Annotated in this window: 11 protein-coding genes; 6 read left to right on the top strand and 5 right to left on the bottom strand. The window is 61.1% G+C overall.

The annotated features are described in order from the left end of the window. Positions 1–63 precede the first annotated feature (63 nt). Together QYQ98_RS09630 and QYQ98_RS09625 are read right to left on the bottom strand one after the other, a co-directional pair. Positions 64–1,032, bottom strand: a complete 969-nt coding sequence (locus tag QYQ98_RS09630; protein ID WP_302006638.1) for an NAD(P)-binding domain-containing protein — start codon at positions 1,030–1,032, stop codon at positions 64–66. Continuing rightward, positions 1,025–1,150 (bottom strand): hypothetical protein, encoded by a 126-nt coding sequence (locus QYQ98_RS09625; protein WP_302006637.1) that lies wholly within the window; start codon positions 1,148–1,150, stop codon positions 1,025–1,027. Before QYQ98_RS09625 ends, QYQ98_RS09630 begins: the two co-directional genes overlap by 8 nt. Positions 1,151–1,238: 88 nt before the next feature. On the opposite strand from QYQ98_RS09625, the gene QYQ98_RS09620 reads away from it, so the two are divergent. Beyond that, positions 1,239–1,781 (top strand): DUF488 family protein, encoded by a 543-nt coding sequence (locus tag QYQ98_RS09620; RefSeq protein WP_302006636.1) that lies wholly within the window; start codon positions 1,239–1,241, stop codon positions 1,779–1,781. A gap of 3 nt (positions 1,782–1,784) precedes the next feature. Here QYQ98_RS09620 and QYQ98_RS09615 read toward each other — a convergent pair whose 3' ends face one another. After that, positions 1,785–2,519: an SCO1664 family protein gene (locus QYQ98_RS09615; protein WP_302006634.1), complete on the bottom strand. Its 735-nt coding sequence runs from the start codon at positions 2,517–2,519 to the stop codon at positions 1,785–1,787. Next, positions 2,516–3,058 carry a histidine phosphatase family protein gene (locus QYQ98_RS09610; protein WP_302006633.1) on the bottom strand — a complete coding sequence of 181 codons (543 nt, stop codon included), beginning with the start codon at positions 3,056–3,058 and terminating at the stop codon, positions 2,516–2,518. Before QYQ98_RS09610 ends, QYQ98_RS09615 begins: the two co-directional genes overlap by 4 nt. Before the next feature lie 58 nt (positions 3,059–3,116). Here QYQ98_RS09610 and QYQ98_RS09605 point away from each other — a divergent pair, with 58 nt between their 5' ends. The 3 genes from QYQ98_RS09605 to QYQ98_RS09595 all read left to right on the top strand — a co-directional run bounded on the left by QYQ98_RS09605 (position 3,117) and on the right by QYQ98_RS09595 (position 7,160). Further along, complete coding sequence (locus tag QYQ98_RS09605; RefSeq protein ID WP_302006632.1) at positions 3,117–4,511, top strand: magnesium chelatase; 1,395 nt, start codon at positions 3,117–3,119, stop codon at positions 4,509–4,511. Further along, positions 4,504–6,423 (top strand): VWA domain-containing protein, encoded by a 1,920-nt coding sequence (locus QYQ98_RS09600; protein ID WP_302006631.1) that lies wholly within the window; start codon positions 4,504–4,506, stop codon positions 6,421–6,423. Before QYQ98_RS09605 ends, QYQ98_RS09600 begins: the two co-directional genes overlap by 8 nt. 383 nt (positions 6,424–6,806) lie before the next feature. Beyond that, entirely contained in the window at positions 6,807–7,160 is a 354-nt protein-coding gene (locus QYQ98_RS09595; RefSeq protein ID WP_016423158.1) for a type IIL restriction-modification enzyme MmeI, read from the top strand. Positions 7,161–7,230: 70 nt separating this feature from the next. Here QYQ98_RS09595 and erm read toward each other — a convergent pair whose 3' ends face one another. Next, positions 7,231–8,085, bottom strand: a complete 855-nt coding sequence (gene erm / locus QYQ98_RS09590; protein ID WP_016456425.1) for a 23S ribosomal RNA methyltransferase Erm — start codon at positions 8,083–8,085, stop codon at positions 7,231–7,233. 1,839 nt (positions 8,086–9,924) lie between these two features. Here erm and QYQ98_RS09585 point away from each other — a divergent pair. Beyond that, positions 9,925–10,233, top strand: a complete 309-nt coding sequence (locus QYQ98_RS09585) for a helix-turn-helix domain-containing protein (protein WP_024058948.1) — start codon at positions 9,925–9,927, stop codon at positions 10,231–10,233. A 171-nt stretch (positions 10,234–10,404) separates the two neighbouring features. Beyond that, positions 10,405–10,704: a hypothetical protein gene (locus QYQ98_RS09580; protein WP_024058949.1), complete on the top strand. Its 300-nt coding sequence runs from the start codon at positions 10,405–10,407 to the stop codon at positions 10,702–10,704. Positions 10,705–11,873: the final 1,169 nt, after the last annotated feature.

Here is an 11,873-nt window from a genome sequence, read left to right as displayed (position 1 = left end):
CTTTCCGTCCCGCAACTTTAACAGTTCACCGGCCTGGCGATCGCGGACATTTCATCCGGAGTACTACCGAACACCAGCGTCGCGGCCGACGACCGCCTGGGCGGTTTGTTTGGCAAAGGGCCCTACACCCATCAGCGTTGCTGAGCCGTCGCCGGTCCAGTTGCCGTAACCGACCAGATGCAGATTCTTCACCGCGGGCTCGCGGCCGTGCATGAGGTGGCGGAATGGGCCGAGAGCCGGACGGAAACCAGTGCACCAGATCAGGTGGTCGTGGTCGAGCTCGTTCAAGCTATCGAAGATGGGGGTAGCGGTGAGCTGACCGGAGTTACGGAGCTCACGTAAATGGGGAAGTGCGACGATGTCCCCGAGGTTCGGGCCGGAGTCTCCGCCGAGAATCCGGCGGCGACTACGTAGGAAGAGATCACGGCCGTCGACGTCGTCGGGCATCCAGCGAGGCTCCTCGAGCGTGAACCATGTGACCTCCGACGTGCCGATGAGGTCCGCGGCGATCTGAGCACCCGAGTTCGCCCCACCGACCACCGCGACTTTCGCACCGCGGAATGGTTCCGGCCCGGGGTAGGTCGACGAGTGCCACTGGCGGCCGCGGAAGGTGCCGGGATAGTGAGGCACGAAGGGCGCGGACCACGTGCCTGTGGCCGCGACAACGTGATCCGCCGTGAACTGACCGGCAGACGTGTCCAGATGGAACACCCCACCGACAAAAGACACGCTGCGAACGTGCACTGGGCGCCTAACTGGGAGGTCGTAGCGCCGTTCGTAGCGTTCCAGGTAGTCGATGACATGGTGTGCCGGCGGGTACCCCGGGTAGTGCGGCATAGGCCAGCCGGGCAGATTGGAGAACTCCGCGGCGGAGAAAAGCGTCAGTGACGGCCACGTGTGCAACCACGCTCCGCCGGGTTCTTCCTGGTTGTCTAGGACCAGGAAGTCCGCTTTGAAGCGCCGCAGGTAATAGGCCGTGGCTAGGCCGGACTGGCCACCACCGACGACGATGGCAGTGTGGTGCTCAGTCACGGGAGAGCACCTCCAACGCCACCTGTCGGTCATTCGGGCGCAGGCCACCACACGCAGACGAGACAACACCGGCGACGGCCACAATCATCGCCACCATTCTGATGGACACGCGCTTCATGCCCGCGAGTTTAGCCAGCGCCCCAAAGCGCGTCTGATTCAGGCGGCTCCGCTCAAGAGCACCTCGGGGTAGGCGTACCGTGGCACCCATGCGCATCTTCACCGTCGGTCACTCCAACCTCGAATTCGACGAGTTCGTGCGAATGCTTCAGGCAGCCGGGGTCGCGGCGGTCGTCGATGTCCGCAAGCTGACCGGCTCGCGGAAGTACCCGTGGTTCAACGACGACTCCCTCACCCAGCACCTCCCCGAACACGCCATCGACTACGTGAAGAACGAGGGGCTGGCGGGGCGGCGCAACGTATCCAAGACGATCCCGTTCGAGGTCAACGCCAACTGGCAAAACCGCAGCTTCCACAACTACGCCGACCACGCCCTGGGTGAAGAATTCGCGACAGCATTGGAGAAACTGCGCCAGCACGCTGCTCACACGCCGACCGCCATCATGTGTTCCGAGGCGGTGTGGTGGCGCTGCCACCGCCGCATCATCGCCGATCACCTCCTCGCCCACGGGGACGAAGTGGAGCACGTAATGGGGTTGGGGGCCAAAGGTGCGTCGATACGCAAAGCAACGCTTAACGACGGCGCCGTGGTCGGAGACGACCTCCTCGTGCGCTACCCCGCGCGGGAGTAGCGCCTACACCAGCGGCCAGGGATAAGGAAACTCGGACTGTGGCTCCGGCAGCCACGGCAGGCGCACGATGCGCGAGGCGCGCGATTTCAACGCCGCCACCTCTTCCGGTGTCAACAACGACGCCACACCTTCCGGCACCTCCCCCGCGAGCGGCTCGACCGCATCCACCAGCTCGGATGGGATCGCCTCGTGCGCGAAGTCCCAGATCACAGTGCGCAACTTCGGGTCATGGTGAAAGCACAGTCCCTGGTCGATGCCCCACACGTGGTCAACGCCGTTAGCGTTTCGCGAGCGCGCGAGCAAAACATGGCCCGATTTACGGTCCGTGTTATTCACCAATAAGTCGAAGACGGCCATGCGCAGTAACTGGGGGTGCAGGTCGGGGCGGGTCTCGTACAGCGGGAAATAGTGGGAACCGTCGTTGTCCACGTAGTACTGCAACGACCCGACACCGAGCGGCTCCACCTCGCGCACCACCGTGGGCGGCACGATGTCCCAGCCCAGCCAGTCGCTGAGCAGGTACGCGGCCCGCTCGCGCCGCCACAGCCCCGCCGGGAAATCGTGGAGGTAGCGCTCCCCCGCCTCAGGCTTGAAGATGCCCCAGCAGTAGTCCTCTCGGCCACCGTCGCGAGCAAGCGTGAGGTCCACAACCGCCGTGAGGTTCGAGGACTCCGCGATCTGGCCTACGAAACCCACCTCGCCGTGTTGAAGCAGTTCACACAGCTCATTCGCGGTCACAGCTCAAGCTCCGACACCGAGCACGGTTCCGCCGGGATCTGCTGGAACGCGCCCCACCCCCGTCCCGTGAAATGCGCCAACGCCGCCTTGATCGGGTCGGCGTGGGTGAAGCAGGCCACCGCCTCGCCCGGGTGCCGCGCCGCGATCGTGCGCACGCAACCTACGACGCGGTGTTGCATCTCCACGAACGACTCGCCGCCAGGGAAGCGGAACTCCCCGGGCCGCTTCTGCACCACCTGCCACTCGGGCAACATGGCAAGGTCGGACAAGGATTCACCGGTCCATGTGCCGAAATCGGCTTCTAGGAGGCCGTCGTCAAGCACGAGCTCTTTGTGGAACCGTTCGCAGGTGGGCAAAGCGGTCTCGCGAGCGCGCTCGAGGGGTGAGGAGTACACCGCGTCGACGCTGGCGAGTCGCTTGGCCACAGCCGCGGCTTGCATGCGCCCCCTCTCCGAAAGGTGCAACCCCGGCGTGCGCCCGGGAAGGATTTTTCCGGTCGTCGGGGTCTCGCCGTGGCGAATGAGGTAGATGGTGGTCATGCAGTGATGGTAGGTCACCGCGCACACCCGCCCTTGAAACCCGCGTACCCTGGCCGGCATGACTGAAGCGCCCAACTCCCGGCCATCCATCACCACCCTCGGCGAGCTCAAGGCCGCGGGCTACACCTACAAGACCGTGCGCGAAGAGATGCGCGACAACCTCATCGCCACACTGCGCGCCGGCGAAAACCCGTGGCCGGGCCTGCACGGCCTCGAGCACACCGTGTTGCCGCAGGTCGAGCGCGCCATCATCGCCGGCCACGACATCGCGCTGCTCGGCGAGCGCGGCCAGGGCAAGACCCGCCTGCTTCGCACGCTTCCTTTGCTTCTCGACGCCTTTGTGCCCGCCGTCGAAGGATCCGAGCTGCGCGAACACCCCCTGAACCCGGTGACGGATGCCACGAAGCGCCGCGTCGAGGCTGAAGGAGACGCGCTGCCCATCACCTGGATCCCGCGCGAGGCCCGCTACTCCGAGAAGCTGGCCACCCCGGACACCTCCGTGGCGGATCTGATCGGCGACGTGGACCCGATGCGCGTGGCCGAAGGCCGCCGCCTCGGCGACCCGGAGACCATCCACTACGGCCTCATCCCGCGCTCCAACCGCGGCATCGTGGCCATCAACGAGCTGCCTGACCTGGCGGAGCGCATCCAGGTGGCCATGCTCAACGTGATGGAGGAAGCCGACATTCAGATCCGCGGCTACATGCTGCGCCTGCCGCTGGACGTCCTGGTGGTGGCGTCGGCGAACCCGGAGGACTACACGAACCGCGGGCGCATCATCACCCCGCTCAAGGACCGCTTCGGCGCGGAGATCCGCACCCACTACCCCGTCGAGTTGGACGACGAGATCCGCGTCATCGAGCAGGAATCACAGCTCACGGCCACTGTTCCGCAACCCATTATGGAAGCCCTCGCCCGGTTCACCCGCGCGCTGCGCGAATCCGACGCAGTGAACCAGCGCGCCGGCGTCTCCGCCCGCTTCGCTATCGCCGGCGCCGAGACAGTCGCGGCCTCCGCCGCCCGCCGCGCGGCCATCACAGGCGAGGACCCGGTCGCCCGCCTCGTGGACCTGGAGGCCGCCGTCGACGTGCTCGGCGGCAAGGTGGAGTTCGAGCACGGCGAGGAAGGCCGCGAGTGGGACATCCTCGAGTACCTGCTGCGCAACTCCGTGGCCCAGACTCTTCGCCCCCGGATCAAGGGACTCGACTTCACCCCGCTGATTGAGGCGCTCGACGGCTCCACCTACATCACCACTGGAGAAAATATTACGGCGGCAGAGTTCCTCAACGGCCTGCCCCAGCTCGAAGGCACGCTTTACGCAGACATTGCGTCGACCTTCAACGCCGAGAGCGAGGGCGAGCGCGCTAGTGCCATCGAGCTCGCGGTGGAGGCGCTCTACCTCACCCAGAAGATTTCGAAGGACTCCGGTGAAGGTGAGACCATTTATGGTTAGCCAGCGCCGCTACCGCAAGTACACCCCGGGTCCAGACCCCCTCGCCCCACCACCCGACCTGGCCAAGGCGGTGCGCGCCATCGCCGACGACGTCATGTACGGCTATTCCGCCGAGCAAGCCATGCGCGAGTATCTGCGCCGCGAGGGCTACGACGACTTCCTGCGCCGAATCGCGGAGCGCCGCCAGGAGTTGCTGCACAAGACCAACCTCGGGGGCACGCTCCAGGAAGCAAAGAAGCTTCTCGACGAAGCGGTGCTCGCCGAACGCGGTCAACTCGCCCGCGACGTGGACATGGACGATCTCGACCGCACAATGCGGGAGATGACGCTGGACAACCTGCCCGTCTCCCCCGCGGCGGCGGTGACCGAACTGAACGACTACAGCTGGGCTTCCTCCGCAGCACGCGAGAAGTACCAACAGATCAAAGACCTCATCGGCCGCGAACTCTTAGACCAGCGCTTCGCCGGCATGAAAGAGGCGCTGGAAGGTGCCACCGATGAGGATCGCGCATCCGTCGCCGAGATGCTTCGTGATCTCAACGTGCTGTTGGGCAAGCATCGCGCCGGCATGGCTACGGAGCAGGACTTGCAGGAGTTCATGGCCAAGCACGGGGACCAGTTTCCGGAGAACCCCCGCAATATCGAGGAGTTGGTGGAGCTGCTCGCGCAGCGATCGGCGGCAGCCCAGCGATTGCTCAACTCCATGACGCCCGAGCAGCGCGCCGAGCTCATGCAGCTCGCGGCCGAGGCCTTCGGTTCGGAGGAGCTGATGAACCTCGTTAGCGAACTGGACGCGAACCTGCGCGGCATCCGCCCCGACCTGGACTGGACAGGGTCCGAATCGTTCGACGGCGACGGGGCATCGGACGGCATGGGCCTCGGCGAAGCCACCCGCGCGATGCGCGACCTCGGGCGCCTCGACGAGCTCGCCGCCACCCTCGGAGGCAAACGCCCCGGAGACATTGACTTGGACGACGTCGCCGACCTCTTAGGCGCTGACGCTGCCGCCAGCGCTAAGCAGCTGCGCGACCTGGAGAAAGCGTTGCGCGACTCCGGATTGCTGAACAAGGGCGAGTCCGGCACGCTGCAACTGTCCCCGAAAGCGCTGCGCATGCTGGGCAAAGAGCTGCTGAAGGGCGCGACCTCCCAGTTATCCCGCGGCCAACGCGATTCCCGCCTCGCCGGTCAGCAGGGCGAACCCACCGGTGGCACACGCCCCTGGGAGTTCGGCGACACCCAGGCGTGGGACACCACCCGGACCATCACGAACGCCCTGCAGCGCAGCGCCGCCAGCGGCGAGCCGTTCGCGATCACCGTGAACGACATCGAAGTGGTCGAAACCGAAGCGCGCACGAAAAACGCCGTCGCACTCCTTGTGGACACCTCCTTCTCCATGGCAATGGAAGGCCGCTGGACGCCGATGAAGCAGACCGCGCTGGCGCTGAACCACCTCATCACCACACAGTTCCGCAGCGACGAGCTCGCGCTTATCGGTTTCGGCCTCTACGCACAGACGCTGACGATCGAAGAACTCACCGCCCTGCCGCCGATGCAAGAAAAGGGCACAAACCTGCAGCACGCGCTGCTTCTCGCCAACGAGTTCTTCACCCGCCACGCCGACTACGACCCGACGCTTCTCATCGTCACCGACGGCGAGCCAACCTCTATCCTGACCGAATGGGGCCAGGCCTACTTCAACTGGCCGACCGACCGCATCACGCTCGCGCGCACAGTCGACGCGCTTGACTCGGTGACCAAACGCGGGGCGAAGATCACCTTCTTCCGCCTCGGGGATGATCCAGGGCTTGTTTCGCTTATCGACGCCCTCGCCAACCGCTCCGGCGCCAACGTCGTCGCACCCGACCTCAACGAACTCGGGGGCGCTGTGGTGCGAGAGTACCTCCACTGGTGACAACGTTAAACGCTAAACGTCGAACTTGAACTCGACGGAGTGTCGTCGATAAATAACCATTTGATGCGCGCGTGCGGAATTAACAACGAAATACCGCTAAAACAGACAACATATGGGGTGCACAGAAACACATATAAGTTCTGCGGAAAACCTATAGGGTGCGTCGCTAAAAACCGCTGTACGCGAAAAACATAAAGGGTTTACGGACCCGGTCCCAGACCCCTCAATACTCTGAGCCGGAAGAATGGAAAGTGGAAGGTTGATGTATCCCCACTATCTATTTTTTCCGTTTTTCGGAGTACATCGGGAGCTACAACTGCGGACCAGCTCTGTGTGAACTAGATGAGAAGGCGCAGCAGCGAATCATCGACGCTGGACAGTTGGTGCTGCGGGCACGCGAGCGGCACCCCCAGCGGTCACTCGCGGAGCACTACAACCCGTTATCGATGGACCCAATTCTGCTCAAGGCCCACAACAACTTGGACCGGGAAGTCGATAAGGCTTTCGATGTGGCACGCAAACTCACCAACGAGCGCCAGCGCCAGGAGCTACTGTTCGCCAGCTACGGGGAGTTGGCGAGGGGCTATGTCTCCTCGCTTTCATCAAAATCGAAACCACCAGCAGGGTCGTTCCCCGTGCGGGTGATTTTGATCGGTCCCGCTGCTGGGTGTAGAACCCTGTCGCTGGCAACGCCGGGAACTATGACTGTGCCCGACGAGAACACGTCACTGCCATAACGCGGCTCACGGTAGACGAACATGGGTCGTTCACTACTACTGGTGGATTTCGGTTTTGGTGGTGGGGGGATTACCGCCGCCGGCCTCGATTTTTCCGTTGAGGAGGGCGTTGACTACTTCCCGATTGTGAAATGGGCCGATGGCGCGGTGAAGAGGAACCAGTCACCTGGAAGAGATCGATCCAGTCGCTGGTGTGCAATCTGGGAGGTAGGGTTGCGGGGTCGATTCCTCGCGAGCGCAACCATGATTGTGTCTCTGAACGTGATGAAAACAACCCTGCCCTTCGGAGAATTTCCCCTATCCCGCGTCCCCGGGCGGTGAAAACGGTGTGCACCATCGCCTGAAAGGCTTTGCGTTGCTCTATCGGGATCTTCGGGTCACCCACCCGGCGGATCACTAAGATCCCCCCGTCAACGTTTGGCTGTGGCCGGAAAGCAGACCTTGGTACTCGGGAACCAAGGTGAAACGTGAACCATGGGGACCACTGAGCTGTCATCATCGTGCTTGCACCTACCCCGGCCCGGCGGCGAGCGACTTCCCACTGCATGAGGAGTACAGCGGCAGTCCATGCCGGCGCATGCAACAACTTTCGAAGAATGGCAGTGGTGAGGTGAAAGGGAATGTTTCCCACAATGACGCAGGGAGTGGCGGGTAACGGGAAGTTGAGGAAATCATCATGGACCACTTCGACCGACGCCGAGGCGGTCTTTTTTGTGAGTTTGGCAGCTAGTTTTGCGTCTACCTCAACTGCCGTTATTGCCCTCCCCAAGTGGGATATCGGGTGAGTGAGGGCACCGCTTCCTGGCCCGATCTCAATGATGGGGCCGGAGGTTTGTTTTACAAGATCGACGATGGAGTTGATGATCTTGTGGTCTGTGAGAAAATTTTGGCCATGTTCGTGACGGCCGTATCCGTATGTAGACATCAGGTGTGCTCCGTGGAGTTGAAACGGAGCCGGGCATGGCAAATGGCCGCCCGGCTAAAGGACCGGAGCGGTTTCTAACCTGCGGGAGGGAGAAAACCGCCTTAGCGGCTGGTGAGCGGCCGCATGAAAACGGAACCTGAAATCAACATGGGCCTATCGTATCCAATTAATTTCGCAGGGTCCAATACGGTGAGAAAGAAGACAACCGCACCGCAACAGTGCAAGACCTCTCTGGATTGGAATTTAATTGAACATGGGTTTGGGGTACGACGCGCCCTACTCGGAGTGGCACGGACACTACGGCTGCGCGCCCACACACAACAGTAAAGAGCTCGGCAATGCACAGACACGTAACGAGAGCGCCACAAATGTATGTACGTTTAAGTTACAGCATCGACACTGACGCTCCACATGGAGGGACGGCCGCAGCCCTGCAGCAAGCACACGGCAGGGTGTCTGCTTCGGGCGACGTGAAATTACGCAGAAAAATACGAAACACATCACCGCAGGTCACGGTAGGTATTTGCGGGTCATTTCGTAATCTCGTAAACGAAAAGAACAAAACTACGAAACACAAAAACATACGTTGAGCAGCGTAAATGGTTTTCGTTTCGTAATTTTTCCACTTTTTGAAGAAAATCTAAATAAGAAGAGACACCTTGATTGCGATTGTGTCCCGTGTCACATAGCTGCAACCCCTGCAGCGTGCCCTCAACGAGGACGCTCTGTGCCGTAGACATGTGCCTGCAATGCGTGTCTGTGTCTCTCTCTTAAAAGGTTTGGGTCGAAATACCGCAAAATTACGAAACACCGCCGAAATGTGACGTGTCTATGCAGGTCACAGCGTTATCGCGTGTTTCGTAGTTTTGTTCTTTTCGTTTGCGGAAATCACGAAACCGCAGGTAGAGCGTTTCGTAATTTTTTCGTATTTTGATCGGCAAATTACGAAACGAGGTCAAAACTACGAAACGAGCGCGCTACAGACGTGTCACAGGTCATAAAAAGGCGCGCCCCTTGCGTGTCACCGTGACGCAGCATCCCGGCCGTGTCACATAGCTACAACCCCTGCAGCGTGCCCTCAATGAGGACGGTCTATGTCGTAGACATGTGCCCGTAATGTGTGTCTGTGTCTCTCCCTTAAAAGGTTTGGGTCGAAATGCCGCAAAATTACGAAACATCCCCGAAATGTGACGTGTCTGTGCAGGTCACAGCGTTATCGCGTGTTTCGTAATTTGGTTTTCCGATTTTCGTAGTTCTACGAAACCGCAGGTAGAGCGTTTCGTAATTTTTTCGTATTTTGATCGGCAAATTACGAAACGAGGTCAAAACTACGAAACGAGCACACTATAGACGTGTCACAGGTCACAAAAAGGCGCGCCCCTTGCGTGTCACCATGCCGCCACACAACAGCTGCCCCACCACAACACCCCAGCCGTGCCACGTGGCGTGTAGAAACGTGCTCGGTTCGATTCGTAAAGATTAGGTCGCAGGCTATTGTGCGCGACGCATAAGTTCCGTACGATGGCCCCCAGACCGTATGTGGCGTTTTAATTCGTTTTTGGTTTAGCCAGCCGCATACGGGGGATAACCCCGAGGATAATTCATAAAGAGACAGCCTCTCGACCGTGATAGGCGCGGTTCCTCCGACGAGATAGACCGGTCGGCAACGGCATTGCCAACCACAAAAGCGGTCAGGTAGGGAGTAAGCGCTCCCGTAAAGCGATGGGACGGCAGACCACCGTTCTAGCGAGTTGAGCACGGCACTCCAAGCCGCCTGAATAGCAAGCCGGTAAAGCACCCCGCTCCGGGACAGATCAATCTGCCCAGGAGCGTTTTTCTATGTCCGAAAAGGACACGACTACCGCCGTCGCGCCACGCTTTTACACGCTGCAGGAACTCGCCGATCTCGGCGTCGGCTCCGAGTCCACGTTGCGAAAAGCTATTAAAGAGGGCCGTCTTTCATTCCACCGTTTCGGCACCGCCTATCGGATTCGCCAAGACGATCTCGACGCCTACCTCGCGGCCGCACGCCGCCCTGCCCCGCAGCTATTCGACGGCTTCGTCGATGCCGTCGTGAATGCAGCGCCCCAACTGACAGATGAGCAGCGCCAGCAGCTCGTCACGGTGCTGGGCGGTGTGAAGCACTAATGCGGACAAACCCGCCTACGACGAGATCCCGCCGCTTAGCTCAGCTAGTCAGGCTGGGTCTTGAACTGAGTGCGAGGGCTGATGGGTGATGGCCGTGCTACTACACACGCGCGCTCCACCGTCGTGCCCCGAGTCCAAATAAACAGTTCATTCAACCAAGGAGAACAAACGATGTCTTTCAGAGACGATTACGCAGCAGCGCTGCGCGATGAGCAGCAAGCAAAAGATACCGTGAACGAGGCGCGCCGTGCACACAAAGCGACAAAGGAGCGCCTTGCGCAGTTGCGCAAGTATGCCGAAGAGTTCGAGGTGAATCTCGACGGTGACAAGTCCGCCAGCACCGAAGGGGACGGTGACAAGTCCGCCAGCACCGAAGGGGACAGCGATACACCTGAGAACGGTGACGGCGACACGCCTGAGAGCACCGAGGGCAGTAAGCCGAAGCGGCATCTAGAAGTTGTACCCGACTAACCCTTTAGCCGTACACGCAATCACCTCATGTGTGTACGGCCACGCGGCGTGACGACGTACAGCCGTCACGTTTGATGTCGCCACACACCCCGCTCGCAAGGGCGGGGTTTTCGCGTGTGTGCGGGTGGCTGCGGCACCGCTACACGTGACACTGTCACGATGCTTGCGCCGGTGTCGGCGACGGGGCATATAAGCGTCTGCCCCGTCGCCTGGATCATCCGCCACATGGCTGGCGGTATGTCGCGCTGCTGTGATGCGCGGTCCCGGCCGGCATAGTCTCGTGTGGACGTCAGCTATGCCGAAGACGGGGCCGTGGGCGCAGCAAAGACAGCAGCGTGGACAGAGCAGATTTCAGCAGCTGTGCTGCTGAAGTTGTGACCGCGACGGCAAGTGATATGCGGCGCATGCCGCATAATGCCGCGTCGTGAGATACGCCAATATCCATCTCGGCAGGCTTGCCGTGATGGAGCGTTTCGTGATGACCCAAACACGACACATCGATGCTGGCATATCCGAATGTATATCAACAAGATATATCGGATTGCCGGCAGTGTCGTGATACAGAGCATGGGTCATCACACAAGGTGCAGCGCCAGCTGCACTATTGGGCATCTTGACCGGAGCGCAAGCGGAGGGCAAGACAGCACCAGCCAGACCGAGCGAGCGAGGTCTGAGTCTGGGGCTGTAAGGGGCGGCGCGCCAGCGCCGGGCACCGGGTTATGCGAGCGCCAGCGAGTAGTAATACCCGGTGCAGTTCCTCGGCTATGCCGAGCGCCGGAGCGCAGCGGAGGCGTCGCACCCCCTTATGCCCTTTTCCCCCTTCTACCCCTATAACGACAAACATATAGGGGTTTTGACACAGAAGGGGGCTGCGACCTGCGTGTTTCGGGTTGTAATGCGGTCTTCGACCCTTACCCGAAACGGCCCGTTGATGCGCGAAGCGCACATGGTGCCTACGCAAAATCTGCAGGTCGCTACGCTGTGCGCACCACATACGGCTACGTCCGTTGTATGTCGGTCTTAAAGTAAGGGCCGATGACGGGTGGAAACGCCGCTTGCGGCGTCTTCCCGCGTCATCGAGACACCTGCAGCGAGCCTGCGAGCAAAAGGTGTCTAACCGAACGGCAAGACCGACATCGCCTACGTGGTGCGCACAGCCACACCCTGCA

Source organism: Corynebacterium sp. P3-F1 (assembly GCF_030503635.1).
GTDB lineage: Bacteria > Actinomycetota > Actinomycetes > Mycobacteriales > Mycobacteriaceae > Corynebacterium.
Note: the sequence above shows the minus strand (reverse complement) of the source record. Positions and strands in the feature narration are given on the sequence as shown.

What these genes read in the sequence shown, in the direction of transcription:
- QYQ98_RS09625 (WP_302006637.1), bottom strand. Translation starts at nt 1,150, where the DNA reads ATGAAGCGCGTGTCCATCAGAATGGTGGCGATGATTGTGGCCGTCGCC.
- QYQ98_RS09620 (WP_302006636.1), top strand. Translation starts at nt 1,239, where the DNA reads ATGCGCATCTTCACCGTCGGTCACTCCAACCTCGAATTCGACGAGTTC.
- QYQ98_RS09610 (WP_302006633.1), bottom strand. Translation starts at nt 3,058, where the DNA reads ATGACCACCATCTACCTCATTCGCCACGGCGAGACCCCGACGACCGGA.
- QYQ98_RS09605 (WP_302006632.1), top strand. Translation starts at nt 3,117, where the DNA reads ATGACTGAAGCGCCCAACTCCCGGCCATCCATCACCACCCTCGGCGAG.
- QYQ98_RS09600 (WP_302006631.1), top strand. Translation starts at nt 4,504, where the DNA reads ATGGTTAGCCAGCGCCGCTACCGCAAGTACACCCCGGGTCCAGACCCC.
- erm (WP_016456425.1), bottom strand. Translation starts at nt 8,085, where the DNA reads ATGTCTACATACGGATACGGCCGTCACGAACATGGCCAAAATTTTCTC.
- QYQ98_RS09585 (WP_024058948.1), top strand. Translation starts at nt 9,925, where the DNA reads ATGTCCGAAAAGGACACGACTACCGCCGTCGCGCCACGCTTTTACACG.
- QYQ98_RS09580 (WP_024058949.1), top strand. Translation starts at nt 10,405, where the DNA reads ATGTCTTTCAGAGACGATTACGCAGCAGCGCTGCGCGATGAGCAGCAA.